This is a genomic window from Roseimaritima sediminicola, from assembly GCF_009618275.1.
GTDB classification, from domain to species: domain Bacteria; phylum Planctomycetota; class Planctomycetia; order Pirellulales; family Pirellulaceae; genus Roseimaritima; species Roseimaritima sediminicola.
Window position 1 is genome coordinate 346327 of sequence record NZ_WIAD01000001.1, and the last position, 25928, is coordinate 372254.

Genomic DNA, 25928 nt, shown 5'->3' on the forward strand with positions numbered 1-25928 from the left:
ACTGTGCCGGATCTGCTTCGTCCGACACAGGAATCGACCGACACAGGAAGTGCCAATGTCTCCAGCGAACGATTCGTCTTCAGCGAACGATTCGTCTGCCGCGAACGATGCTACCGATCCGCGGCCGCCGAACCCTCACAGCAACACCCTGACCTACTGGATCGCCGGCAGCATCGTGGCGGCGATCTTGGTGGCCCTGTTGTTTCCACCGCTGGCGATGATGACCGACGTGGGCGGGGAATTGTTTCTGCGCGCCCTGCGGATGATCGTCGTTCCGCTGGTGTTTACGTCGGTCCTCTGTGGCGTACTGGGGCTGGGTGACATCCGCAAACTGGGAAAACCCGGCGGCACCGCGATCCTGTATTACTTGTCGACGACGATCCTGGCCGTCACCTTGGGGCTGTTGGTGGTCAACGTGCTCCAGCCCGGTGTGGGCACGGTCGATGAGGACAGGGTCCAGCAGCATGCCGGCGCGACCGTGGGTTCGCCCAAGTCGCGGATCATCAAGAGCCTGGCCGCGAATTCGGGGTTGTCGAGCACCGAGGTGGCCAGCGTCCTGGAGGAGTTGCCCGAGGGCGAAGCCCAGCGGCCGGGGATGGGCACGATCCTCGAAAACATGGCGCTGATGTTGGTCACCGACAATCTATTCGTGTCGGCCGCCGAGACCCAGCTGTTGCCGATCATCGTCTTTGCGATCGTGTTCGGAGCGATGTTGACCACGATGGGCCAGCGGGTGTCTTTGGTCACCCAGTTCATCGAACAGTCCAACGCCGCCCTGATGCAGTTCGTCATGTGGTTGATGAAGCTGGCGCCGATCGGGATTTTCTGCCTGGTGGCTTCGCGGTTTGGCGAAGCCCAGGCCGAGGGCCGATTCTACGAGGAACTCAGCCAGATCGGCTGGTACTTCGGCACGGTGCTGATCGGATTGGCCCTGCATTCGGTCGTCACGCTGCCCCTGATCTACTGGATCGTCACTCGCAAGAATCCCTACCGCTACGCGTGGCAATTGTCCAAAGCCATGCTGACCGCCTTTTCCACAGCCAGCTCGTCGGCGACGTTGCCGATCACGATGGAGTGCACGCAGGAGGCGGGCGTATCGCGAGAATCAACCGAGTTTGTCGTGCCGCTCGGAGCGACGATCAACATGGACGGCACGGCGCTCTACGAAGCCGCCGCGGTGCTGTTCATCGCCCAGGTCCTGGGCATGCAAATGGATCTCACCCAGCAGTTGTTGATCGCCCTGACCGCAACGCTGGCCGCCATCGGTGCGGCGGGAATCCCCGAAGCCGGATTGGTGACGATGCTGATCGTACTGAACGCCGTGGGCCTGCCGATCGAATACATCGGACTGATCCTCTCGGTCGACTGGTTGCTCGACCGCTTCCGCACCGCCGTCAACTGCTTCGGCGACGCCGTCGGGGCCGCGGTGGTCGACCGCACCATGCCCCCCGCGGCGGACTAGAGTCGCCTTTCGCTCCGCCGAAAGTAACAGAGTCGCCTTTCGCTCCGCGAAAGCAGCTGCAGATTCCTCCCCAATTTTCGGTGAAACCCCGCGACAACACCCTCCCGCGCAGCGGGAGGGTCGGGCTCTTAGGCCCGGGGAGGGCCCTACGAAAACCCTCTCCGGGCCCAAGAGCCCGACTCTCCCAGTGGGAGAGTAAAGCCGCGCTACTATGTTCTGGGCGCGACGATTACAATGCGACTATGAACACACTGCAAACCCTATCGGCCGGTGCCGCGATGCTGGCGGCGGCCTGGACCATCGCGGTGCCGCCCGCCCGCGGACAGGACAGCTTTCTCCAGCAGGAACAGCAAGCGATCGACGCGGCCGTGGCCGGCGTGGCCGAGGCGGTGGTCCGGATTGAACTGGTGGGGGTGGCCGAAACCACCGGCGAAGTCCGCGCGGACGCGCCTTCGGTGGGAACGGTGGTCGATCCAGATGGCTGGATCATCGCCTCGTCGCTGGTCACCGAGCAACCGGCCGCTTCGATCCTGGTCGTGCGGGCCGACGGAACGCGTCAAACCGCTCGCGTCGTCGCTCGCGATACCAGTCGCGAACTGGTGCTGCTGAAGACCGAAGCCGACGCGCCGATGGCTGCCGTATCGTTGCCGGAAAACGTTTCGCCGGTCGTGGGGCACTATGCGATCGCCGTGGGCCGCGTTGCCGGCTCGGAGCATCCGGCCGTCTCGGTCGGCATCCTTAGCGCGACGGGACGATTAAATGGTCGGGCGTTGCAGACCGACGCCCGGGTCTCGCCGATTCATTACGGAGGGCCGCTGGTGGATATCCGCGGCCGGATCCTCGGCATCCTCGTGCCGGCCATGCCCGAGGCCGCTGGCGCAGAGGAGAAGGCCGGTTGGTACGACGCGGGAATCGCTTTCGCCATTCCGGCCGACCGTATCGCCGCACAACTGCCGCGGATGCAATCCGGCCAGGACATCTATCGCGGACTGCTCGGCACGGTCGCTCGCGCCGCCGACTCCTTCGCCGCAGGCACCAAGATCGATGCGGTGCGGCCGCGTTCGCCGGCAGAGAAAGCGGGCCTGCAGCCGGGGGACGAAATCCTGCAGGTGGGCGACCGCGATGTTCGCTACCACTATCAAGTCCGCCAGGCACTGGGAAGTTACAACGCCGGAGACGAAGTCGCGCTCACCGTGGGCCGTGGCGAAGAAACGTTGCAACTGAAGGCGACACTGGCCCAGGAGATCCCGCCGCTGGAACCGCAGGTCGTTGGTCTGTACGCCAGCGGGGCCGACGCGGAAGTCCGGGTGAGGGCGGTCGAACCGGAGTCCCCGGCCGCCCAAGCCGAATTGGCTGCCGGCGATATCCTGTTGGCCGTAAACGATCACGCGATCGCTTCGCTGGATTCACTGCGGCGACGGATCCTGACCAGCGACCCCGAAGCAGCGCTGCAACTGCGGATTCGCCGCGACGACCAGGAACGCACCCTCCGCGTCGACAACCGTCCGATCGATGGCCCGCTGGCGCCGCTGCCGGCCGCACTGGATCGCGCCGGCACCGCTGAGAAAGCCGACGATGACGAAGCGGGTGAAGCTGGCGACGACGATGGTCCCAACGCGGCCCGGTCGACCTGGCAACAGAAACCGTTGACGCTGCCCGACGTGCCCAACCAGGCGCTCTACTACGCGCCGCAAGACCCGCAGGCATCGGCCGCGCGGGCGTTGTTGTTGGTGTTGTTGGATCCGGGCACTCCGAAACCCGAGAACGTGCTGGCCGAGTTCGAAGCGTTGGCACAGCCGATGGGCATCGCCGTGGCGGTCGTCGCCGCGGCGGACGAGCGACGCTGGACGCCGGCCGAAGCCAATCTGGTCGGCCGCGTCGCCTCGCAGCTGGGCCAGCGGCTGGGCATCGACCGTTGGTCGATCGGCGTGACCGGCTGGAAGCAGGGGCCGAGTCATGCGATGGCGTTGGTCGTGGGCCTGACCGAGAACGAAGCGGTGGGCGGGGCGGCGGTCCGCACCGACATTCGCCCGCCCGCGATTCGCCTTCGTGAAAACGACCCCGAGCAACCGCTGCAGCTGGCCATGCCACTAGCCGCCGACGGCGAGCTGCCCAGTTGGGCCGGGGTGCTGCCCAAGTTGGGCTTTCCGGTCGTTCGCACCGGCGACCTGCAGATCCCGACGCTGCTGCGATGGACCGGGACCTTGCCGCGGTTATGAAGCAGCGCGCGACGATCGAATCCGTTCCCGCCCGCTGGCGCCGCTGGGTCATCCTGGCGCTGGCCATCGTGCTGTTGCTGGCCGGCGTCGGCCTGCGTCTGGCCAGCGATGAAGCTTCGGGTCATGGCCAGTTTGGTTCCGGCAGCATGATTCGTTTGGGCATCGTGTTCGGCGCGATCTGGCTGGCCTGGCCCTCGCTGCGGCGGCCGGCCACTTGGTTGCCGCCGGGCATGGCCATCGCCCTGTTGGCACTGGTGGGCGTGGTGGCGGTCCAGCCGCGGTTGCTGCCTGCCCTCCTGCCCGCCGCCGGCCTGTTGTTGACCCTCTCGGCGGCCGTCCGCATGTTCCGCCGTTCGTAGCCACCCCCGGTGGCATAGGCTTCCAGCCTGTGAAAGAACCAGCCCCCGTGGCATAGGCTTCCAGCCTGTGAAAGAACCAGCCCCGTGCCTTGTTAAGCTGGGAAAGGTGCCGGCGAGCTTAACGGCAGCGTCGGCCCCGGGACGCGTTCGGCACAATGATTATTACGCTGCTGACCAACAAAATCGGAAAAAACCTACCACTGCGCGGCGGATTCGGCCGACACATACTCTCGGACACTAGTCTCTCGAAGCGGTCCCTGTGGGCCGTGGAATCGGTTGCAATGGAAGTGACTGAGCGAGCGAGAGCTGGAATATTGTAGCGGTACGGCCATCGACCCAGCGATCGTGGCGTCGGCCAATGCAGAGGACCTAAGGAGGGATTCGATGCGACGTTTCTTTTGCGCAGCGGCGGTGCTCGCACTGGCTGCTACCTGTCCCGTACCGGGATGGGCTGGTGATCGCGAGATCGCCGAACAGATTATCAATCGGCTGAAAGTCCAGCGGGACGCCGGAGCACTCAAAGGCTTCAAGCTGGACCTGAAAGTCGAAGACGGCGTGGTGTTGCTCAAGGGCAAAGTCAGCAACCCCGCCCAGAAGTCGACCGTCTTGGCGGCCGCCGAGGACCTCGAGGGCATCGCCGAAGTGGTCGACCAGATTTCGGTCGCCGCCACCCCGGCCGAGAAGCCCGTCGAGCGGCCGGAAGGCTTCTCCTTCCGCCAGGCCTTGCAGCAGGAAGCCGCTCAGATGCAGCCTGCCGAAGCGGGCCAGTTCGAAGGCGTTTACACCGCCGCGAAAGCCGCTCCGGCCCCCGCGGCTCCGGCTTCGGCCAACGAAGTCGGCGGGGCCGATGACGCCGTCACCGATGCGGTGATCGGTGCCCTCGGTCGAGCTCAACAAGAAGGGCACCTGCGTGGCTTTGGCGTCGACGTCACGACCACCGGCGGCAAAGTGCTGCTCAAGGGCCGCACCTCGACTCCGGCGCACAAGCAGTTGATCCTGGACCTGGCCCGCAACACCCAGGGTGTCCGCGGCGTGATCGACAACATCACGGTCCACTCGCCCGAGCGACTGCAGGCCGCCGGCGCCCAGCCGATCCGCGACCCGCGTCCGGTCGCCCAGGGTGTCCAGCCCGTCGCGCACCCGGCTCCAGGACTCGGCCACGGTGGTGTGGTCCACGGTGGCGCCGCGGTCCACGGCGGAGCGGCCGTGCACGGCGGAGCGGTCGTGCATGGCGGAGCGGTCGCCGGCCAGCCGGTTCCGATGGCTCCCTACGCCGCCGGTGCTGCCGCACCGCGGTACGACCAACCCTACCTGCCCAACTACGCTTGGCCCGGTTACGCCGCCTACCCGAACTACGCTGCTCTGAGCTATCCGCAGCAGTACAGCCCTTCGGCTTGGCCCTATATCGGACCGTTCTACCCCTATCCGCAAGTGCCCCTGGGATGGCGTAAAGTCAGCCTGGAATGGGACGACGGCTGGTGGTTCCTGGACTTCACCGACCGCAACGGTCGTCACTAGTCATTCAGACGGTCCTCTGAAGAAAACCGCGACCCTCCGCGCCGAAACGTATCGGTGCGGAGGGTTTTTTCGTGCGTTCCTCGCTAGCCACTCCAGCCGCGTTTGGCGGCTGTCGATTTATTGAGCCGTTTGAGCGCTAGCCTCGACTCCGTCACCCGAGAACCGGGGCTATCGCCCCAACGGCTCACCAGAGCAATGCGTTTTCGCATCCATCGACGGGCTGCGGTTTCCGCGAGTGGGGAAGCCTCCTTTGGCGCCCCCTTGGGAAGCGTTTTAACGATTTCTATACTCCGAGATTCTGAACCCCTGGGAGCCCGAGCTAGATGAGCCAATCACCCTCGACCGAAACCGACCAGGAATCGGCAGCAGACGCGTTCACCGACGAGTGCGTGCTGGTGCTGGATTTCGGCTCGCAATACGCCCAGTTGATCGCTCGCCGCGTGCGTGAGCAAAACGTGTACTGCCGGATTGTCCGCCACGACTTGCCGGCCGAGCGGATTGCGGCCCTGCGGCCCAAAGGCATTATCCTCTCGGGCGGCCCGGCCAGCGTCTACCAGGACGGGGCCCCGCGCTGCGATCCCGAACTGTTCCAGCTGGGCATCCCCGTGCTGGGCATCTGCTACGGTATGCAGCTGATGTGCAAAGCCCTCGGCGGCGACGTCGCTCACACGACCAGTCGCGAATACGGCCGGGCCAGTTTGAAGGTCGCCCAGCACCGCAGCCTGTTCGATGGCTTGCCCGATTCGATGGACGTCTGGATGAGCCACGGCGACCAGATCTCGGGCGTGGGCGAAGCGTTCGAGACCCTGGCCTATACGGCAACCTGCCCCTTTGCGGCGATCGTCCACAAACAGCTGCCCGTGTTCGGGATGCAGTTTCACCCCGAAGTCACGCACACCCCGCTGGGCAGCCAGGTGCTGCATAACTTCGTGATCGGCGTGTGCGGCTGCGAGGGCACCTGGCACCTGGCGGATTTCGCCGACTCGCTGATCGAACAGGTGCGCGAACAGGTCGGCTCGCGGCGCGTCATCTGTGGGCTCTCCGGCGGCGTCGATTCCTCGGTCGTCGCGGCCTTGCTGTACAAAGCCATCGGGCCACAGCTGTCCTGCATCCTGATCGACAACGGCCTGCTGCGCAAGGACGAACAAGCCGCCGTGATCTCCGAATTCACCAACCACTTCAAAGCGGACCTGCGAGTGGTGCATGCCGAAGCGCAGTTCCTCGAGGCCCTGCGAGGCATCAGCGAACCCCAGGAAAAACGCCGCCGCATCGGCTATGCCTTCATCGATTGCTTTCAAAAAGAGGCCGAATCGATCGAGGATGCCCACTTCCTGGCCCAGGGCACGCTGTACCCCGATGTGATCGAAAGCGGGGCCGCTCCGGACGGTCCGGCCGCCACGATCAAGCTGCACCACAATGTGGGCGGGTTGCCGGAACAACTAGGATTTGAGTTAATCGAGCCTTTGCGGGATCTGTTCAAGGATGAAGTCCGCCGACTGGGTGAAGAATTGGGCCTACCCGAGGTGCTGGTCTGGCGCCACCCCTTCCCCGGTCCCGGGCTGGCCGTTCGCTGCTTGGGCGAAGTGACCCGCGAAAAACTGGAAGTGCTCCGCGAAGCCGACGAGATCGTCGTCAACGAAATCAAAGCCGCCGGGCTGTACCGCCAAACCAGCCAGTCCTTTGCGGTGCTGCTGCCGGTGCAAAGCGTCGGGGTGATGGGCGATGCCCGCACCTACGACAACGCCGTGGCCATCCGCAGCGTCAATACGGACGATTTTATGACGGCCGATTGGAGCCGCTTGCCGTACGACCTGCTGGCCAAAATCAGCACCCGAATTATTAACGAAGTCAAAGGGGTGAATCGCGTTTGCTACGACATCAGCAGCAAACCACCCGCAACCATCGAATGGGAATAAATGAGTCAGCACTACATCTACCAGATCTCGAATCTGGTCAAAAAACACGGTCCGAAAGTCGTCCTGAATGACGTTTCGTTGGCCTTCTATCCCGGAGCCAAAATCGGCGTGCTGGGCCCCAACGGTGCCGGCAAGTCGACGCTCCTGCGAATCATGGCTGGCGAGGACCAGGAGTACGAGGGCGAAGGCCGCCTGACCAAGGGCTACACGGTCGGATACCTGAAACAGGAACCCGACCTGGATCCCACCAAGAACGTCCGCGAAAACATCGAAGACGCGGTCCAGGAACGCCGCAAGGTGCTGGACCGCTACAACGAGATCAGCGCCCAACTGGGCGAGATCGACGATCCGGACCAGATGGAAAAGCTGTGCGATGAAATGTCCCAGCTGCAGGACGTGATCGACGCCAGCAACCTCTGGGAACTGGATCGACAGGTCGAAATCGCGATGGACGTGATGAACCTGCCGCCGCACGACGCCGACGTGACCAAACTGTCCGGCGGCGAACGTCGCCGCGTGGCCCTCTGCCAGATGCTGATCCGCCAGCCCGATCTGCTGCTGCTGGACGAACCGACCAACCACCTCGACGCGGAATCGGTCGCCTGGCTCGAACAACACCTGCACAAGTACCCCGGGACCGTGGTGGCCGTGACCCACGACCGCTACTTCCTGGATAACGTCGCCCAGTGGATCCTGGAAATCGACCGCTCCCGCGCCTTCCCCTTCGAAGGCAACTACACCGCCTGGTTGGAAGCCAAGGAGAAACGCCAAGCGGTCGAGAAGCGACAGGAGAAGGCTCGCGAACGGATGCTGACGCGCGAACTGGAATGGATTCGCATGAGTCCCAAGGCGCGGCAGGCCAAGAACAAGGCGCGGATCAAAGCCTACGAAGAAATGTCCCAGCAATCCTTCGACGAGCGACCGGAAGATCTGGAAATCCAGATTCCGCCCGGGCCGCACCTGGGCAGTGTGGTGATCGAAGCCGAGGGCCTGAACAAAGCCTTCGGCGAGAAAGTCCTGATCGAAGACCTGGACTTCCGCTTGCCGGCCGGCGGCATCGTCGGCGTGATCGGCCCCAACGGAGCCGGTAAGACCACGCTGTTTCGAATGATGACCGGCCAGGACGAACCCGATTCGGGCATCCTCCGCGTCGGCGAAACCGTGCTGATGGGCTACGTCGACCAAAGCCGCGATACACTCGAGGCAGATAAGACGGTTTACGAAGAGATCAGCGGCGGACACGAGACGTTGGACATGGGCGGCCGAGTCATGCACGCCCGCAGCTACGTCAGCAAGTTCAACTTCAAGGGCCCCGACCAGGAGAAGAAGGTTGGCAATCTGTCCGGTGGAGAACGCAACCGCGTGCACCTGGCTAAATTGCTTCGCCGCGGCTGCAACGTGCTGCTGCTGGACGAACCGACCAACGACCTGGACGTCGATACGCTGCGGGCTTTGGAAGAAGCCATCATGAACTTCGCCGGCTGCGTCGTCGTCACCAGCCACGACCGTTGGTTCCTCGACCGACTGGCCACCCACATCCTGGCTTTCGAAGGCGAAGGCTACGTGCACTGGTGCGAAGGCAACTTCGACAACTACGAACGCCAGCGCCGCGAGCGAATGGGCGATAACGGAGAAGAACCCAAGAAGTTCCGTTACAAGAGCATCCACGCCTAGCACGCGCTCCGTAGGTCCCCCCTCCCCAGCTCGGCTGCGACCGAGAAATACTCGTACTCAGCGAAGCGGTACTCGTACTCGATCGCAGCCAAGGACTTCAGGACCGAAGATCGCAATCGCCAAAAGGATGTTGCGTCTGGCCTGGCGCCTCGACGTTGAGCGGCGAGTACGAGCGCCGAGCACGAGCACGAGCGCCGAGCACGAGCGCCGAGCACGAGCACGAGCGCCGAGCACGAGCACGAGTCACTCGCCTTGGGTCCGGCGGTGAACCCTTTGCTTGCAAAAACTTTTTACTGCCGGCGGAGGTGTTCGGAAAACGACCAGAGTGCTCCGAAAACAATTCGGCGGTCGGCTCTCCGGCGGGGTGAGCGTGGCGGGAGCTCGGCCGCGCTGGAGCAAAACCCACATATTCTGCGCGTCTCCCCTTTCTTGCGCGATCCTCGTAACCGTTAGGCACAGCAGTTGCCACATGTCACGGGCAGCTCCGAGGTGGAGCGGCATTTTTGCCAACCTGTTACACCCTCGATGGAAAGGACCTATCACAGATGATGCTTCGAACGACTGCTATTGCTGTTGCCCTTGCCTTTACTGCTTCGTACATGGCGGTGGAAGCAGACGCAGGCCACCGACATCACCGCAAGCATCGCGGCCACAATAACTGCTGCTGCGGCGGAGGCTACAGCGCACCGCAAGTCTCCTATGCCAGCTCCGGCTACAGCAGCTACCACGGCGGCAGCAGCTATGGCCACGGCAGCACCGGTTACAGCGGCTACAGCGGCTACAGCGGCTACACCGGGGGCGGCTACGGTTACACCAGCGGCAACTACGGCCATCATCGCGGTTACAACAACCGCGGCTATGGCCACAGCAACCGCGGCTACGGGTACGGATACAACAACGGCGGCTACGGGTACGGCCAGAACTATGGCTATGGTCAGAACTACGGTTACGGCCAGAACTACGGCAACACCGGCTACGGTGCGGGCGTTGGCGTGGGCGTCGGTAACCAAGGTGTTGGCGCCGGCGTGAACGTCGGTGGCGGAGGTTCCGGCGTCGGTGTCGGCGTGGGAGCCGGCGGAGCTGGAGTCAACGTGGGTGCTGGCGCAGACGCCCTGTAGGAGCCGCCTACAGACGTCGCTTCCCCCTGATGCAATGGGCCGACCGACCTGCGGGTCGTCGGCCCATTTTTTTATGCGCGGTGGGCTGCTTGATGCCCGGCAGGGCAAACCCACATGACGGTCCGGCGGATTTCTTGGCGGAAATGCCTCCGCCGGACTCGTTCTGCGCCGGAGCGGAATTAGTCTGGAGCGTGCGAGCGTCGCGCCATCGACGACCGAGCTTGCTCGCGCCGCCATGTTCCGCAACTTCGATCGACACCGTGCAGCCCATCTACCTCGATTTCAATACCACCACTCCGCTTGCGCCCTCGGTGCAGGAGAGCATGCAACCGTACTGGGCCGAGCACTTCCTGCTGCCCGACCAGGAGCACCATGGCAGCCGGGCGATCGCCGAGGGTTTGGAGCGGGCGCGGGAGGGCGTGGCCGAGATGATCGGCTGCGACGCCTTTGAAATTGTCTTCACCGACGGCGGCACCGAAGCCAACAATCTGGCCGTACTGGGCTTGGCCACCGACTGCCCGCCGGGCCACATGCTGATCAGCGAACTGGAACACGACTCGGTTTGGAACGCCGCCCGCTCCCTGCAGCGCGCCGGCTGGGATATCGAAGCGGTGCCCTGTGGCAGCGACGGCGTGGTGGTCGCCGAAGAGTTTACCGTGCGGCTGCGGACCAATACCCGGCTGGCCTGCCTGCAGGCTGCCAACCCGGTTCTCGGCACGTTGCAGCCGGTCCGCGAAGTCGCCGAAGCGTGCCACGCCGAAGGCGTGCTGGTCCACTGCGACGCTTCGCAGATGTTCGGCAAGTTACCGGTCGACATCAGCCGCCTGAGGGCCGACACGCTGTCGATCAGCGGGCACAAATTCTATGGCCCCAAAGGCACCGGTGCCCTGTATGTCCGCCGCGGCTTGGTCGTCCGGCCGATTCGGTTCGGCGAGTCCCGTGAGATGGGCGTTCGGCCCGGCACCGAGAACGTGCCCGGACTGGTCGGGCTGGGCACCGCCGCCCAGCTGGCCGCCCGCTGCGCGGTCGAGGCCGCCGACCGCCTGTCCGAGCTGACCGACCGCTTCGTGTTCCGCCTTCGCGACACGATCGACCCGGCGGTCGAGGTGGCCTGCGAGACCTCGCCGCGACTGCCCAATACCGTCACCCTGATCCTGCCCACAGCCGCTCACCACCTGCAGCGCGTCGCCAGCCCCTTGATCGTCGCGACGGCCCAAAGCGCCGCCCCGGCCGACGAGATGACCCGCTGCCTGGCTGCCATCGGGATGGCCCCGCCGCAGATCCGCGGAGCGCTGCGAGTCAGCATCGGCTGGACGACCAGCCAGGAGCAGATCGATCGAGCGGCCGACCTGATCGCCGAAGCCTGGGACCAGGCAATGCATCACCGCTGATCGGCGACCCGGCAAAACCGCAGCCCGACTCGTAGCCCAACCGTAGCTGAAGTCGCCAGACTTTGGCGAGCCGGCGCGGAGGGTATCGCGGAGGGTATCGCGGAGGGTATCGCGAAGTGCCGGCGCCAGGTGGCGGCGCGGAACGCGGTGCGGAGAGACGGCGCAGGTCCAAACTCTGGCGAGTTCAGCTCCGGGAAAGCGGTGCCCGAAAATTTCTTTTTAATGCTAGCTTTTTCTTGACTGCTAGCATGGACACCTGGTTTTCGCGCCAGACCGACCTGCCTAAAAACTAGGCACATCCGCCCTGCCCCCGAATTGAGCAGGGCTGCGCAGGCTGTGCACACCGCTTGCGCATCGACCCTAAGTCCTTTTGCTTGCATGAGTTGGGGAATTGCTTTTGCCAGCATCGAAGAATGCGGGCGAGAACTCAGCAACCCGTCCCGGCGGCGGAGCGGCTCGAGGCGGCACGTCGCTCTCGAGGCCCACGCCGGCAACAGGTTGCTTTTGACCCGCGTTTACAAGCACTTGTTCTGAAAGGACTCCGATGAACGAATCGCATTCTTCCTACCCTCATCCCTCCGCCACTTCCTCTCCTTCGGCCACGACCGACCAAGCGGCCCGAAGCGCCCAGGGCGGCGCGGCGGCCGAGCCGACCACCGAGCCGGTCCAGCGCCTCGAACTGCCCGCCGTGGATTACCACGTGCGGCCCGAGCAACGCGCCGACGAAGTGCTGCGAGTCGCTCGCGAAGCTTTCCCGACGACCGATAAGTGGATCCTGTTCTACCGCGGCATCCTGGGCGCCGACGGGGTAGCCCGCAAGATGTTTCCCTCGGCCGAAGCGATGCGGCAGTTCGAACAATCGCCTCAGTTCGACGAGCTGCTCGAGATGACCGCCGCGATGCGCAGCCAGGACCCGGGCAAGGGCGATGAGCTGGAGCCGCAGAAGATGATCACCGTTCGCCTGCCCAAGAGCCAACACGAAGCCCTGAAGCTGGAAGCGGGCGAGCACCGCACGAGCATCAACAAGCTGTGCATCAGCAAGCTGCTGTTGCCGATCAAGGAGAAGCACGTGCCGAAGGAGAAGGGCAAAGTACGAGGCCGCAAACCCGGCCCCCAAGGCCCCCACAATCGCCTCACCGACGTCTCCTAACCGCCGGAACAGTGGCACAGGCTTCCAGCCTGTAAAACCAGTGGCATAGGCTTCCAGCCTGTGAAACCAGTGGCATAGGCTTCCAGCCTGTGAACAGTGGCATAGGCTTCCAGCCTGTGAAACCAGTGGCACAGGCTTCCAGCCTGTGAACAGTGGCACAGGCTTCCAGCCTGTGAAATCAGTGGCATAGGCTTCCAGCCCGTAAATACGCCGCCCCGAGCGCCGCCCCGGCGGCGCCCTAACCTATCGGTCGATTCGAAAATCGCACGGCTTGCCTGAGCCGTTTGGGCGAACGCCCCGGTTCTGCGATACTGAAACCGAGGCCAGCGTCTAAACGGCTCGATAAATCGACAGGCCGGCCAGCGGGGGGAATGCTGTTACGCAGCGCGCGGACGTGTATAAAAAGAGCCTCACCTGTCCGCGTCCCTCCCACTTCCCGGTACTCCTCATGCCCAACCGTTCGCTGCCGTCAGCTCTGCAGCGGTGGATCCTGCCGCTGCTCGCAGCCCTGCCCATCACCTTTGCCCTCGCTTCGCCGGCCACCTCCGCGCTGGCCGCAGAAGTTTTTCCGATCGACGAGTCGACCGACATGAGCGGCATGTCCGGTAAGGAAGTCGACTGGATCTACGGTGACTACCTACTGCGAAACGAACACGTCGTGGCCGTGATCGCGCGGCCGGTTGAAGGCCGCAATGCCAACATGACGGTCCGCAACGTCGGGGCGTCGATCATCGACCTGACGCTCCGCGACTTGCCCAACGACCAGCTGAGCGCCTACTACCCGGCCGCGGGTCGATACTCTTTCCACGACCCCGACCTGGTCGAGATCAGCGAATCGGCCGAGGGCGAAGTGTCCTGGCGCTGTCGCAGTTCCGCTCCGGCCGCCGACGGCACGTCCTGCACGGTGACCTATCGCTTGGGCCCCGGCGACGCTTTTGTCTCGGCGGAAGTCGAAATCACCGCTCCGTCCGGCGACGGCCAGCCACCCGCCTCGTTCGACGGCGTCCGCGCGGACCGCACCTTTCGCTTTGCCGGTTTCCCCGAAGGCGGCCCGCCGGCCGTGTTCTGCGAAGACCGCTACTTTCGTCAGACCTACGGTTTCGTTCACAGTGCGGGCGCGCCCCGCTGGGGCAAGCAGCGAATGCGAACACTGACCTACCCGGCCGCCGCCACCGAACAAACCGCTGACCAAACGTCTCCGGCGGGTCCTTCCTGGCGAGTGCGTTTGTATCCGGCGACCAGCCCGCTCGATCTGGCTTCGGCACTGGCCGCCACGGACGATCGTCCGGCGACGCTGCAGCGGATCACTTTGCACAGCGACATCGCCCCGGCGGACCACGCCGTGGTGCAAATCGTCCCGGCCGGGATCGCTCCCTCGGATGCCTGGAACACACTGCAGGCCGACGCACAGGGCCGGGTCGCGACGCGGCTGGCCAGCGGCCGCTACGACGTCCACGTCCGCGCTCCGGGCTACGCGGACACCAAGCTTTCGCTGGACGTCGATGATTCGGCGGCCGAACATCGCTTGACGCTCCCTACGCCATCGGCAATCCGAGCACGCGTCCAGGATGGCGACGGCGACGCCTCCCCGTTCAAGATGACGATCTACGGCCGCGAGGGGACGCCCGATCCCGACTTCGGGCCCGACAGCGCGGCCGGATCGATCGTTAACTGTGTGTACTGCGTCTCGGGTTCGACAACCCGCACGCTTCCCCCCGGCCAGTACGAAGTCATCCTCAGCCGGGGACCGGAATTCGACGCGGTGTTTCGCCAGATCGAAGTCAAACCCGGCGAGATCGTGGAGCTGGACGAGCAATTGATTCGTTCGGTCGACACCGAGGGCTGGGTCAGCGCGGAACTGCACAGCCACAGCAGCCCCTCGGGCGACAACACCTCTTCCCAGCGCGGCCGCGTTCAGAACCTGTTGTGCGAACACCTGGAGTTCGCACCCTGCACCGAGCACAACCGCGTCGATTCCTACCAGCCCCACCTCGAAGCACTGGGCGCCGAAGCGCTGCTCAGCAGTTGCACCGGGATCGAAGTAACCGGTTCCCCGCTGCCGGTGAATCACCAGAACGCGTTCCCCCTGCATCATCATCCCCACACGCAGGACGGCGGCGGGCCGCACACCGACACCAATCCGATCGCTCAGATCGAACGCCTGGCGATGTGGGACGACGGGTCGGAAAAGGTCGTCCAAGGCAACCACCCCAACATCCGCCAGATCTATGGCGACCGCGACACCGACGGCCAGCCCGACGACGGCTTTCGGGCCATGCTGGGTTTCATGGATGTGATCGAGGTCCATCCTCCGCAGGCCATCTTTAACGTTCCGGACAAAGCGGCCCCGCCGCGCGAAGCGGGCAATCGCATGTTCCGCTGGATGCAGCTGTTGAACGCCGGCTACCGCATCCCCGGCGTGGTCAATACCGACGCTCACTACAATCACCACGGCAGCGGTTGGCTGCGGAACTGGTTTGAAAGCTCGACCGACGACCCGGCGAAAATCAAGATCGCCGATATGATTCACGCCGCCCAGCACGGGCACGTGGTCATGTCCACCGGACCGTTCCTGGAAGTCCAGCTGTCCTCGGAATCGACCGAGAACGGCGGCGGCCAACGCACCGCCGGCATCGGTGACGAGCTGCGGTTGGAGCAGGATCCGTGCCGGTTGCACGTTCGCATCCAGTGCCCCAACTGGCTGGACATCAATCGCGTACAGGTGTTCGCCAACGGCCGAATGTTGCCCGAACACAACTATCGTCGCCGCACGCACGCCGCGATGTTTGCCGACGGGGTCGTGAAGTTCGACCAGACGCTACCGCTGGAGCTGGCCGAGGATGCCCACATCATCGTCGCGGCGATCGGTGAAGGACTGACCTTGGGCCGGGTCATGGGACCGACCCGCGGCACGCTGCCCCCGGTCGTGGTCAGCAACCCGATCTTCGTCGACCGCAACGGCGACGGCTTCCGCCCCAACGGCGACGACCTGGGCATCCCGCTGCCCGAAGTTACGGCCCCGTTCCGTCCCGATCAAAGCCGTCTGCCCGCGCCGGTTCCCGAGGATGCCGTGGTCCTGCTAGGCGAGGGCGTCAACCGCTTCGTCAACAAGCACGGCGAACCGGCGGACTGGAAACAACAGGACGGCGTCCTGGTGGTCACGCCCGGTGAAGGCCGCAGCAACCACTTGTGCAGCACCGAGCTGTTTCGCGATGCCGAGATCCACGCGGAGTTTCGGTTGCCCGAGCGCGGCCCCGGCAACAGCGGCCTGTACATCCACGGCAACTACGAGATGCAAATCTACAACTCCGCGGGCCGGCGGCCGGACAAGCAGACCGCCGGCGCCCTGTACGGTTTTTATCCACCGCTGGTCAACGCCGTCAAACCGCCGGGTGAGTGGCAGGTCTACGACATCCGCTACCACGCCCCGCGCCGCGACGCCGAGGGCAAGATCACCACACCGGGCCGCCTGACCGCCTGGCTGAACGGTTATCTCGTCCAGAACGACGTCACCTTTGACGAGCCGCGCTCGGTCTACCATCCGTTCCGCTACCGCACCAGCGACTACCTGCGGGAGCTGGCCGAGCAGCAGAAGCAGACGTCCCGGGGTCCGCTGTTCCTGCAGGACCACAACAATCCGGTCGCCTTCCGCAACGTCTGGATCCGGCGGCTGGACGAGACCGAGCACGCGTATTAAGTGGATCGAACAGAACGTTTTCTCCCCTCTCCCCCACGGCGCCGCGAGCGTCAGCGAGTGAAGCCGTGGGGGAGAGGGGAGAAAGGCTACCCCGGGTTGCACCGGGGCTACCACATGTCGTCGCTCCGCGACTGGATTTTTGGGATCCGCCACCTGGACGCCACCGCCGGGAACGCTCAGGACGATTTACCCGACGAGGAACCACGGTAGCGTCGGGTGGCTCGCTTGAGCAGCTTGGGTAGGCCTCGGCGGATTTGGGCTCCGTCGAGGGTGGCTCCCTTCTTGGGGCGGATCACGAAATCGAATCCGCTGGCGGCCTCGAGGCGGCAGTGCCGGATGGCTTCGCGGATGTGACGCTTCCAGCGATTGCGCACCACGGCATTGCCGGTGCGGCGTGGGATCGTCACGCCAAAACGGCTGAGGGCCGCTGCGTTTTCCTGGGGCAGGGCATGCACGACCAGCGTTTGATCGGCGGCGAATCCGCCGCGACGAATGACTGGCCCGAACGCATCGTGGCCGCACAACCGGACGGCCTTGGGAAACCGATGCTCGCCTACCATGCCAGTTGCTGACGCGGATTCAACCGATTTCGTTCTTCCAGTTCGCGCAGGACCTCCTGATCCGCTTCGCTCCACTCGTTGGGCAGTTGTACCTGCAGACGCACCAAGAGGTCGCCGGCCGCCCCGTCCTTGCTGGGAACGCCTTGACCTTTCAGCCGCAGCTTCTTGCCGCCACTGCTGCCGGGCGGCACGGTCAACGTGATCGTACCGGCCGGTGTGGGCAGATCCACTTTGGTTCCCAGCGCGGCTTCGCCCAGCGTGATCGGCAGGTCCAGTTCCAGGTTCTTGCCGCTGCGACGATAGAGCGGATGCGGCGACACGCTCAGCACCAAAATCAGATCGCCCGGTTCACCACCGCTCGGCGAGGGACTTCCTTTGCCGCGCAGCCGGATCTTGCTGCCGTCGCTGACGCCCGGCGGAATCGTCACGCTTAGCTTCTGCGGCTGTCCACCTCGGGTCAAATAGAACTCGGTCTTGCCGCCTTTGACCGCAGTCTGAAACGGGATGGTCAATTCGTGCCGAATGTTCGAGCCTCGCTGTGGCGGAGGCGCCGGGCCTCGGCCGCCGGCAAACGGGTTGCCGCCGGCGAACGGGTTGCCGCCGCCGCGAGGACCACGACCACCGCCACCCATCAGTTGTTCGAAAAAGTCACTGAAGCCACCTTCGAAGCCACCGCCACCGCCGCGGCCGGCCGCCCCGCCGAAAATCTGCTCCAGATCCAAGCCATCAAAGGAAGCACCGCCCGCGCCGCCGGGATAGCCGCCGCTGCGCATGCGTTCGAAGTCCGCACCGTAGCGGTTGTAGGCCTCGCGCTTCTGTTCGTCGCTGAGAACGTCGTACGCCTCCTGCACCCGCTTGAACTTCTCCCGCGCCGCGTCGTCGTCCGGATTCATGTCCGGATGATGCTTGCGGGCGAGATTGCGATACGCCTTTTGAATTTCCGCTTTGGATGCGTCGCGTCCGACTCCCAATACTTGATACAGATCTTCCGCCATGGATGCTCTTTGCTAGTGACCAACCTGCCAATTTGACAGCGTTCCGTTTCGATCCTTTGATTTTCGCAAATGCCGAGCCAGTCGCTCGAGTGAGCTACTGTAGAGGGCGAGGTTTATTTCTTCAACGCAAGGTATTTTCAGGTTCCCATGGGCTGGACTACTTTTTCCGCTCGCTGGCCGGCCGCCGTCGGTTTGGTGACGAGCCTCCTGCTGGGCGGCTCGGCGGCGCTGGCCGGCGGCAGTTTCTTGCTGCAGATCATCGACGAGGACACCGACCAACCGGTCCCGGCTCGCGTCACGGTCACCCGCGCCGACGGCCGGCCGCAGATCGTGCGACGGGTGATCCCCAGCGGCGTCGGCTTTGTCGTCGAGGGCGAACAACGGCTCAGCCTGCCCAACGGCGCCTTCCAGTTTCAAATCTTGCGGGGCCCCGAATACCGAAAGATCACGGGCAACTTTTCCATCGACCGCGACGCTTCGGATTCGCACAGCGTCACCTTGCCTCGGATGGTCGACATGGCCGAAGAGGGTTGGTGGTCGGGCGATCCGGCCGTCACGGCGCCGCGCCGGCTGCTGCCGCTGATGATGCAGAGCGAAGACCTGCACTTCGTAGGCCGCGTCGGCGAAGATCCCCAAACGCAGATTCGTCTGGACCGGCCGCTGCCGCAAATCCGCAGCGACACGGGCGACGGAGACACGGGCGACGGGGACACGGGCGAGGAAGCACCTGCTTGGGGACCGCTGGACATCCGCACCGATCTGGTCGCCGATACCAATGGTTTGCTGTTGGTCGGAACGCCCGAGCACTTTGCCCTGCCCGCTTCGCCGGTCAGCAGTGATACGATCCGCGCGGGCGCGAACGCAGAGGTCGAGGCGATCGTGATCGAAAACCCGTTTGCCTGGGACCTGCCGATCTGGCTGGCCAGCGAACGCATCGACGCGATGTTCCTGCAGGGACCATGGCTGCGACTGGACCGACGCGTGGTCGCGGTTCCCGACGGACGCCCGCCCAGCAAAGTCGGCTATCGCGACGAACTCGGTCCGGGACGCTGGGCCGAGTACGTGTACTGGCAAGTGCTGGACAGTGGACTGAGGATCGCACCGCTGGGCGGCAGCGGCTCCACATCGAAGCACCATCCGGTGGGTTATTGCCGCACGTATGTGCATCCGCCTCGCGGGACGAGTCCCGGTGCCGCGCGGTCGTTCTCGCCGCAGGCCTGGTGGCGGGCAGCTCTGGCGGGACAGTCGGTCGTGACCAACGGTCCGCTGCTGCGGCCCACGCTGGGCGGCGAGTACCCGGGGCACACGTTCCATGCCACCGCGGGCGAGGCGCTGGAGATGAGCGTCGAGTTGAATCTATCGACGCGCGATCCGGTGGAGTACTTGGAGGTGATCCACAACGGCAACGTGTTCTACAGCGCTCGGCTGGACGAATTTGCCGAGGCCGGTGGCGTGATCCCGCCACTGCGCTTTGAAAACAGCGGCTGGGTGATGGTGCGAGTGGTGACCCTGCACGAGGAACACTGGCGAGCGGCGGTGTCGGCGCCGTGGCATGTCGTCTTCGACCAACAACCGCGAGTTTCCAAAGCGGCCGTCGAGTTCTTTCGAGATTGGTTGCAAGATCGCGAGCAAGCGTTGGCCAAGCTGCCGCCGGCGGAACTCAGCCAACATGTACCGTACGTTCGCGCGGCCCGCACGTTCTGGCAGGACCGCCTGGATGCCGCCACGGATCCCTAATCCACGCTGGCGGGCCCAGGGAACAAACGGCTCGACTTACAACCAGTGCGGCACCTTGGCTTGAGCGGCCAACGTCTGAATGGACTGGAACATCGCATGCCTCGGTCCTCGATCCTGCGCCGGGAAGATTAGGTCAGTAAAACGGATTGGGTGGGTTCTGGTCGCTACGGCCCGCTCAGTTTACGGATTTTCACCGACCGCGGAGCCTGCGGCCGGGCACATTAACATAGCTACATCCGCATTTTCTCACGCAAATTCCTATGTCCACAGGCAAGCCAACCACCGGTACCGCTCGCCGTCTGACGCGCGTTCTCGTGCTCGTCCTGGCGGCGGCCTGGACTCTCGACGCGCTGCCACAGGACGTGCCTGGCAAAGCGTCCCTGCGGCCGATCGCCGCCGCGATCCTGCGTCCCTTGGGACTAGAGACCGGACCGTGGTCGATGTTTGCGCCCGATCCGACGGTGGACAACGCTTGGCTGACAGCCACCCGTGCCGACACCGCTTCGCCGAACAACCTGTCCTTTGCGGCGGCGATCCCGGAGCCGATTTGGTCCTCGCCGCAGTGGGCGGACGTTCCGGCTTGGGAAAAATTCTATCGCTTCCGCCACCTAAATTATTCCAACCGTATCCGCTTGCCAGCCAATCGCGCGGCCGCGCGCGACCTTGCCCGGTACCTGGACAGGCAGTATCCGGCGGAAGATCCCGAGGCGGTCTTGCAGTTGACCGCCGATGGGCTGCGTCTGGTCCCGCCCTATGACGGAGGCATTCCCAAGCCCGAAGAAGCGACCTGGATGCTGTACAGCGAACCGCTGGCCACCGGAGTTCGGCCATGAGTCACATCCGGCATTCGATCACCCGCCGGCTGGACCACTTTCTGTTCGAATCGGCCTCGCCTCACACCTGCGTCGTTTTGCGAATTGCGTTCGCGACCTTGCTGTTGGTTTATCTGGGCGTGTGGTCGGCGGACGCGGCGTACTGGTTCAGCGACGAGGGCGTTTTGACGACGGCCACCGCGGGGCAACTCGTGCCCGCCCCCTTGTGGTCGCTGTTTAACTGGGTTCCCGCCACACCGGCGGTGGTCACCATCGCCCTGGCAATCCTGATCCTTCAAAGCGTGTGTTTGTTGGCGGGCCTCGCTTCGCGTTTTCAAGCCGCATGTTTGTTCGTGGGTCTGGTGTCCTTTCAGAACCGCAATCCGGTAATCGGCGATGCGGAGGACACGATGCTGCGGATCGCGATCTTTTGTCTGATCTTTATGCCGCTGGACTACCGGTGGTCGCTGGGCCGGTGGATGGCCGGTCGCCCGGCGTACGACGCGTCGCTTGCCCGTTCGCGAGCGTGGGGGCTGCGGTTGCTGCAGTTTCACCTCAGCCTGCTGTACCTCTCGGCGGCCGCCTGCAAATGGTTCGGCAGCACATGGCGGGACGGTTCGGCGCTGTACTACGTCTACCAGATGGAAGACCTGTTTGGTCGCGGGCCGCTGCCGATGTGGCTGATGCAGGAGGAGCTAGCGATCCGGCTTTCGACGTGGGCGGTGCTGGCCGTGGAGTCCCTATTGCCCGTAGCGCTTTGGTTCCGCCCCACGCGCACCCTCGCCGTGGCTGCGGGCATCGCGTTGCACCTGAGCTTGGAATACGCGATGCACCTGCATCTATTTCAGTGGATCATGATGGCCAGTTTGTTGGCGTTTTTACCCAGTGGCATAGGCTTCCAGCCTGTGAAAAAAACCACCTCGACCCACAACCTACATCAAGGATTTCGGAATAGGCATACCGCGTTGGATCCCGAACTCCTTTCGCAAACGCGCCGAAGACCAGCGGTATTGGTCCACGTGCTCGACTAGCCCGGCGACAACGGGATTGTTCTCGATGTATTCAATTATTCGATGCAGTTCCGCTTCGTCGCGTACACAATGGTCAAATGTTTCCACTTGCCAAAACGATCCCGTTTTTCCCAACAACCGATTACACTGCGTACCGGTATAGCTCTGGACACTATGCGAAATGACTTCTCGAGGCGTTCGTTTGTTGGATTTGTGTCGCTGACCCGTCGCAAGCTCGTCCACCCAGTCATCTATAGGAAGAAAAACCCAATGATGGTGACTCGGCATGACTACGAACGCAAATAAGTGGTAGCGTTCGCCAGCAAAATGCAAGAACGCATCTTGCACGATCTCGGCGAGCCGTTCATCGGCAAGATGCTTGACTGGAGGCTGCTGATCAAGAAGCGAGTCGACGAGTTTGAAAACCAGTTTGTGCTTTTGCAATTCCCAGTCGGCGTCGCTTCGGTCGTGCGGCTTGCTGCGAGCGTCTAGCTCCTGGCGATAGTCGCGGATTTGTTTCAATCCGGCGGCCGGCAAACTCCCTTGTAAACAAGCCGTCACGAATGACGGCTTGCCCTCGATATCGATGTGCGGGAGATTTCGCCGTCGAAAGATACCATCGAACATGAACTGCCCCTTTTGTGGTGGGTTTTCACAGGCTGGAAGCCTATGCCACTGCTCACAGGCTGGAAGCCTATGCCACTGTTCACAGGCTGGAAGCCTATGCCACTGCTCACAGGCTGGAAGCCTATGCCACTGGTACACCTACTTCACAGCAAGCATTCGCTCTAGCGCGACGAGGCTCCACTTGCTGGTGTCGTCGTCGACGGAGATGACGTTTACGGGATGGCCGTCCCGCAGGTTCTCCAGGCTCCAGCACAGATGCGCCAGGTCGATGCGGTACATCGTCGCGCACATGCAGAGGACCGGCGAGAGGAAATGGATCTCCTGCTCGGGGTGCTCCTGCTTCAAGCGGTTCACCAGGTGCAGCTCGGTGCCGATGGCCCATTTAGTGCCCGGCGGGCTGTTCTTGACGGTCTGGATGATCGTACCGGTGCTGCCCGAGACGTCGGCCAGATCGTTGACTTCGCGGGGGCATTCGGGATGCACCAGGATCTTGATCCCCGGGTGCTGTTTGCGAAACTGCTCGACGTGTTCGGGGCGGAACATCTGGTGCACGCTGCAGTGGCCCTTCCAGAGGATCACCCGGCTGTTCTCCAACACCGACTCTTCGATCCCGCCCAGCTCCATCGCGTACGGATCCCAGACCGGCATCGCTTCGGTATCGATCCCCATCTTCAGGGCGGTATTGCGGCCGAGGTGTTGGTCGGGGAAGAAGAACACGCGTTGCCCGCGTTCGAAAGCCCACTCCAACACGGCTTTGGCATTGCTGCTGGTGCAGACGATGCCGCCGTGGCGACCACAGAAGGCTTTCAGGCTGGCCGCACTGTTGATGTAGGTGACGGGGATGACCTGGTCGGTATCGATGATTTCGGACATGTCTTCCCAAGCCGCTTCGACTTGGTTGATCGCCGCCATGTCCGCCATGGAGCATCCCGCGGCCAAATCCGGCAACACCACGGGAATGCGGCGGCCATCGCGTTTTTCCAGGCGATCGGGACGGTTGGCCAAAATATCGGCCGTTTCCGCCATGAAGTGCACGCCGCAGAACACAATGTTTTCGCACTTTGTGCTCGCGGCCGCCATCTGGCTCAGCTGGTAACTATCGCCGCGCAGGTCCGCATGAGCGATGACTTCATCTTGCTGATAATGGTGCCCCAGAATCAGCAAGCGTTCGCCCAGGTGGGCGCGTACGGCCTCGATCCGCTGTTGCAAAACATCGTTTTCCAACGATTTGTAAGGGGCTAACGGATGCTGGACTTCCGATTCAGTGATCGTACTCACAAAGAACTCCGGGACGACTGAGCGAATCTCTTTCAAATCTCTTTCAAATCTCTTTCAAAACCCTTCACGGGCATTATCTATTGTACCCCTTTGGGCCGTTTGAGGAACGTGTCGACCAGCACGACCGGCCAGCGGCTGAGGGCGGCCGTCGGAGCGACCTCCCCGGCCGCGCCCACGAAAATCAGAGCCTCCTCGGGCTCCAGTGCGCTCAGCTCCAGGCTGCCCCGACATCGCCACTCCTTTTCTTCCCGCCAATCGACTCGTCCACACGCCTGAAAACGCCAGCGTTGTGCTGCCGGCACCCGCTCGCGCCGCGACGCTTCGCCGTAGATCACCGGCTGGAACCCCAGTTGGATTGCCCGCGATCGCAGTACCGCGATGCCGTAGGGTTCGCCGTCCCAGCGGCCCAGGTGCGAGCGGAAGGTACGGCGGGCGAGCCACTGCGGCAGGGGGACTTCGGTCCAGCAGACCACCGGAAGATCGTGACGCGTCACCCGAGCGTTGCCGCGGAGCCAGCCATCGGAGAGGATCTTACGCAGCGTCTCGGCGGCCGTGGCCGGCAGGCCTCCGTCGCCCCCCAGCAACACCTCGTCGCGGTACTGCGCCCAGCTCTGCCCGGCCAGCGGGCCACTGCGACCTCGCGTACAGTGCACCAGGTATCGAGACCAATCGATGTGAGTGGCCGCGACCACTTGGCCGGTCGCCGCCGGGAGGCTTTCGACCGGCCCCGCAGGTCGTTCGATCGACGGCGAGCCGCAGGTCGGCCGAAACCACCCGATCGCGCCCTCTTTTATCAGCGCGGTTGCCGCACAGTCGGCCTCCTGCTCGTTGACCGCCACCCAAGTCGATTCATCGCGACACAGGCGACAGCGCTGCTTCAACAGCTCGGCCACTTTGCCCCGCCGGCGAACCCAAATCCCGAACACTCGCTCCGGCGTGGCAACCAACAACCGGTCACGGTCCACTCCGGCCGGGGCCGCGATGAACAGCACCGGCACGCCGAACAATTCCCCGGCCCGCCGCACCCAGGGTTCGGGAGCGGTTCCGGCCACGACCAGTAACGCGGCTCCGGCGCGTTTGGCCGCCAGCGTCGCTTGCTGGAGATAATCAAAGACTCGTCGTCGTCGCTGCAAACTTCGCCCCAGCCGTGAACAGACGATTCCATACACTTGCCGGTTCCAGGGCCGCCCCGTCGCGTCGTACAGTTCTACCGCAGCGGGCGCTTCCATCGGCGAGCCGGGCCCATCCCGCGACTCGGGCCCATCCCGCGACTCGGGCTGATCGGTCCGCACGCCAAGCCGAGAGATGCGTTCGCTGCGCAGCATCGGTTGCCCCTTTTTGCACGCTGTAGCACGGTGTTTCGGACGTCGCCGTTAGTTATTCTAGAGCTTCGGTTGCCGCGGCGCAGCCCTCACGACTCGCAGCACGCAAACGCAGGGATCTTGTCGGTGCCTCTTTCACGTCAACGTCTGCCGCAGCGACCACCGGAACCCGGATTGCGGCAAAAGCTGTACGATATCATTTTCGAAGCGGAAGACCGCTGGGGGCGAGCGTTCGATATCGCGTTGTTGATCGCGATTCTCGGCAGCATCGCGATCGTGGCGATGGAAACCCTGCCGTCGGTTCGCACCGACGCCGAGCAGGTCCGGTGGCTGGTCCGTATGGAGCTGGCGCTGGCGATTCTGTTTGGTATCGAGTACGGCCTGCGAGTGTACTGCTGTCGCTACCCCCTGCGATACATCTTCAGTTTCTGGGGCGTGATCGATCTGATCAGCTTTCTGCCCTCATTGCTCGTCGGCCTCGGAAGTTCCAAGCAGAACGCCTTTGTGATCGTTCGCTCGCTGCGGTTGCTGCGCGTGTTCCGCATCCTGAAGCTGTGGCGATTGATGAGCGAAGCGGATGTGCTGGGCCGCACGATCTGGCGTTCGCGGGGCAAGATCGTGGTGTTCTTGTCGGTGGTCATGGTCGCGATCACGATCAGTGGCACGCTGATGTACCACGTGGAGAATCGCCCCAACCCCGACGGCTCGCCCTCGACATCCGGCTTTACCTCCATCCCTCAATCGATGTACTGGGCGATCATCACGATGACGACCGTGGGCTACGGCGACGTGGTCCCCACCACGGTCGCAGGCAAACTGATCAGCGCCGTCTTGATCCTGTTGGGGTACAGTCTGATCATCGTACCCACGGGCTTCGTCAGTGCTGAATTCTCCGAAGCCAGACGAGAGCAGAGAATTTTCGAGGACTCGCTGCCGGAGGCCCCGCCGCGCTTCGCCAAAGTTTCCTGCCCGGGATGCCAGGCCGGGAAACACCTCGTGCCGGCGATCTACTGCCACCGCTGTGGAACCCGGATCCTGGCCCCATAGTCGAGTCGCCTTTCGCTCCGCGAAAGTTGCGGGGAA

General features: G+C 63.7%; 19 protein-coding genes. 14 read left to right on the plus strand and 5 right to left on the minus strand.

What is annotated here, in order from left to right:
• The first annotated feature begins 55 nt into the window (after window positions 1–55).
• The 10 genes from GE027_RS01170 (at window position 56) to GE027_RS01215 (ending at window position 16504) form a co-directional block, all read left to right on the plus strand.
• Complete coding sequence (locus GE027_RS01170) at window positions 56–1462, plus strand: dicarboxylate/amino acid:cation symporter (RefSeq protein ID WP_153555326.1); 1407 nt, start codon at window positions 56–58, stop codon at window positions 1460–1462.
• A 242-nt stretch (window positions 1463–1704) separates the two neighbouring features.
• Window positions 1705–3681, plus strand: a complete 1977-nt coding sequence (locus GE027_RS01175; protein ID WP_153555327.1) for a PDZ domain-containing protein — start codon at window positions 1705–1707, stop codon at window positions 3679–3681.
• A complete protein-coding gene (locus GE027_RS01180; RefSeq protein ID WP_237607154.1) occupies window positions 3678–4040 on the plus strand; it encodes a hypothetical protein in 363 nt (120 codons plus the stop codon). The genes GE027_RS01175 and GE027_RS01180 overlap by 4 nt, the downstream gene beginning before the upstream one ends.
• A gap of 384 nt (window positions 4041–4424) precedes the next feature.
• Window positions 4425–5558: a BON domain-containing protein gene (locus GE027_RS01185; protein ID WP_153555328.1), complete on the plus strand. Its 1134-nt coding sequence runs from the start codon at window positions 4425–4427 to the stop codon at window positions 5556–5558.
• A gap of 323 nt (window positions 5559–5881) precedes the next feature.
• Window positions 5882–7474 carry a glutamine-hydrolyzing GMP synthase gene (gene guaA / locus GE027_RS01190; RefSeq protein ID WP_153555329.1) on the plus strand — a complete coding sequence of 531 codons (1593 nt, stop codon included), beginning with the start codon at window positions 5882–5884 and terminating at the stop codon, window positions 7472–7474.
• Complete coding sequence (ettA, locus tag GE027_RS01195; protein ID WP_153555330.1) at window positions 7475–9148, plus strand: energy-dependent translational throttle protein EttA; 1674 nt, start codon at window positions 7475–7477, stop codon at window positions 9146–9148.
• A 599-nt stretch (window positions 9149–9747) separates the two neighbouring features.
• On the plus strand, window positions 9748–10266 hold the full coding sequence (locus GE027_RS01200) for a hypothetical protein (RefSeq protein WP_153555331.1): 519 nt from the start codon (window positions 9748–9750) through the stop codon (window positions 10264–10266).
• 260 nt (window positions 10267–10526) lie between these two features.
• Window positions 10527–11657 (plus strand): cysteine desulfurase family protein, encoded by a 1131-nt coding sequence (locus tag GE027_RS01205; RefSeq protein ID WP_153555332.1) that lies wholly within the window; start codon window positions 10527–10529, stop codon window positions 11655–11657.
• Window positions 11658–12201: 544 nt separating this feature from the next.
• Entirely contained in the window at window positions 12202–12807 is a 606-nt protein-coding gene (locus GE027_RS01210) for a toxin-antitoxin system HicB family antitoxin (RefSeq protein ID WP_153555333.1), read from the plus strand.
• Between the two features lie 448 nt (window positions 12808–13255).
• On the plus strand, window positions 13256–16504 hold the full coding sequence (locus GE027_RS01215) for a CehA/McbA family metallohydrolase (protein WP_153555334.1): 3249 nt from the start codon (window positions 13256–13258) through the stop codon (window positions 16502–16504).
• A gap of 176 nt (window positions 16505–16680) precedes the next feature.
• Here GE027_RS01215 and rnpA read toward each other — a convergent pair whose 3' ends face one another.
• Together rnpA and GE027_RS01225 are read right to left on the minus strand one after the other, a co-directional pair.
• Window positions 16681–17064, minus strand: coding sequence for a ribonuclease P protein component (gene rnpA / locus GE027_RS01220; protein ID WP_153555335.1), 384 nt, complete (start codon window positions 17062–17064; stop codon window positions 16681–16683).
• On the minus strand, window positions 17058–18059 hold the full coding sequence (locus GE027_RS01225) for a DnaJ C-terminal domain-containing protein (RefSeq protein ID WP_153555336.1): 1002 nt from the start codon (window positions 18057–18059) through the stop codon (window positions 17058–17060). The genes rnpA and GE027_RS01225 overlap by 7 nt, the downstream gene beginning before the upstream one ends.
• A 147-nt stretch (window positions 18060–18206) precedes the next feature.
• On the opposite strand from GE027_RS01225, the gene GE027_RS01230 reads away from it, so the two are divergent.
• The 3 genes from GE027_RS01230 to GE027_RS01240 all read left to right on the plus strand — a co-directional run bounded on the left by GE027_RS01230 (window position 18207) and on the right by GE027_RS01240 (window position 21639).
• On the plus strand, window positions 18207–19796 hold the full coding sequence (locus GE027_RS01230; RefSeq protein WP_153555337.1) for a CehA/McbA family metallohydrolase domain-containing protein: 1590 nt from the start codon (window positions 18207–18209) through the stop codon (window positions 19794–19796).
• A 260-nt stretch (window positions 19797–20056) separates the two neighbouring features.
• Window positions 20057–20629: a hypothetical protein gene (locus GE027_RS01235; protein WP_153555338.1), complete on the plus strand. Its 573-nt coding sequence runs from the start codon at window positions 20057–20059 to the stop codon at window positions 20627–20629.
• Window positions 20626–21639 carry an HTTM domain-containing protein gene (locus tag GE027_RS01240; protein WP_153555339.1) on the plus strand — a complete coding sequence of 338 codons (1014 nt, stop codon included), beginning with the start codon at window positions 20626–20628 and terminating at the stop codon, window positions 21637–21639. The genes GE027_RS01235 and GE027_RS01240 overlap by 4 nt, the downstream gene beginning before the upstream one ends.
• Here the strand turns inward: GE027_RS01240 and GE027_RS01245 are convergent.
• The 3 genes from GE027_RS01245 to GE027_RS01255 all read right to left on the minus strand — a co-directional run bounded on the left by GE027_RS01245 (window position 21541) and on the right by GE027_RS01255 (window position 24848).
• A complete protein-coding gene (locus tag GE027_RS01245) occupies window positions 21541–22245 on the minus strand; it encodes a hypothetical protein (RefSeq protein WP_153555340.1) in 705 nt (234 codons plus the stop codon). The two genes, GE027_RS01240 and GE027_RS01245, sit on opposite strands and share 99 nt — an antisense overlap.
• Window positions 22246–22383: 138 nt before the next feature.
• Window positions 22384–23523 carry a quinolinate synthase NadA gene (gene nadA / locus GE027_RS01250; RefSeq protein WP_202617292.1) on the minus strand — a complete coding sequence of 380 codons (1140 nt, stop codon included), beginning with the start codon at window positions 23521–23523 and terminating at the stop codon, window positions 22384–22386.
• Window positions 23524–23600: 77 nt separating this feature from the next.
• The gene (locus tag GE027_RS01255) at window positions 23601–24848 is read right to left on the minus strand and encodes a hypothetical protein (RefSeq protein ID WP_153555342.1); all 1248 of its coding nucleotides are present in this window, start codon (window positions 24846–24848) and stop codon (window positions 23601–23603) included.
• Between the two features lie 123 nt (window positions 24849–24971).
• Here GE027_RS01255 and GE027_RS01260 point away from each other — a divergent pair, with 123 nt between their 5' ends.
• Window positions 24972–25892 carry an ion transporter gene (locus tag GE027_RS01260; protein ID WP_237607156.1) on the plus strand — a complete coding sequence of 307 codons (921 nt, stop codon included), beginning with the start codon at window positions 24972–24974 and terminating at the stop codon, window positions 25890–25892.
• Window positions 25893–25928 lie beyond the last annotated feature (36 nt).

What these genes read in the sequence shown, in the direction of transcription:
- GE027_RS01185 (WP_153555328.1), top strand. Translation starts at nt 4,425, where the DNA reads ATGCGACGTTTCTTTTGCGCAGCGGCGGTGCTCGCACTGGCTGCTACC.
- GE027_RS01240 (WP_153555339.1), top strand. Translation starts at nt 20,626, where the DNA reads ATGAGTCACATCCGGCATTCGATCACCCGCCGGCTGGACCACTTTCTG.
- GE027_RS01225 (WP_153555336.1), bottom strand. Translation starts at nt 18,059, where the DNA reads ATGGCGGAAGATCTGTATCAAGTATTGGGAGTCGGACGCGACGCATCC.
- GE027_RS01230 (WP_153555337.1), top strand. Translation starts at nt 18,207, where the DNA reads ATGGGCTGGACTACTTTTTCCGCTCGCTGGCCGGCCGCCGTCGGTTTG.
- guaA (WP_153555329.1), top strand. Translation starts at nt 5,882, where the DNA reads ATGAGCCAATCACCCTCGACCGAAACCGACCAGGAATCGGCAGCAGAC.
- rnpA (WP_153555335.1), bottom strand. Translation starts at nt 17,064, where the DNA reads ATGGTAGGCGAGCATCGGTTTCCCAAGGCCGTCCGGTTGTGCGGCCAC.
- GE027_RS01215 (WP_153555334.1), top strand. Translation starts at nt 13,256, where the DNA reads ATGCCCAACCGTTCGCTGCCGTCAGCTCTGCAGCGGTGGATCCTGCCG.
- GE027_RS01170 (WP_153555326.1), top strand. Translation starts at nt 56, where the DNA reads ATGTCTCCAGCGAACGATTCGTCTTCAGCGAACGATTCGTCTGCCGCG.
- ettA (WP_153555330.1), top strand. Translation starts at nt 7,475, where the DNA reads ATGAGTCAGCACTACATCTACCAGATCTCGAATCTGGTCAAAAAACAC.
- GE027_RS01180 (WP_237607154.1), top strand. Translation starts at nt 3,678, where the DNA reads ATGAAGCAGCGCGCGACGATCGAATCCGTTCCCGCCCGCTGGCGCCGC.
- GE027_RS01255 (WP_153555342.1), bottom strand. Translation starts at nt 24,848, where the DNA reads ATGCTGCGCAGCGAACGCATCTCTCGGCTTGGCGTGCGGACCGATCAG.
- GE027_RS01235 (WP_153555338.1), top strand. Translation starts at nt 20,057, where the DNA reads ATGTCCACAGGCAAGCCAACCACCGGTACCGCTCGCCGTCTGACGCGC.
- GE027_RS01200 (WP_153555331.1), top strand. Translation starts at nt 9,748, where the DNA reads ATGGCGGTGGAAGCAGACGCAGGCCACCGACATCACCGCAAGCATCGC.
- GE027_RS01245 (WP_153555340.1), bottom strand. Translation starts at nt 22,245, where the DNA reads ATGTTCGATGGTATCTTTCGACGGCGAAATCTCCCGCACATCGATATC.
- GE027_RS01210 (WP_153555333.1), top strand. Translation starts at nt 12,202, where the DNA reads ATGAACGAATCGCATTCTTCCTACCCTCATCCCTCCGCCACTTCCTCT.
- GE027_RS01175 (WP_153555327.1), top strand. Translation starts at nt 1,705, where the DNA reads ATGAACACACTGCAAACCCTATCGGCCGGTGCCGCGATGCTGGCGGCG.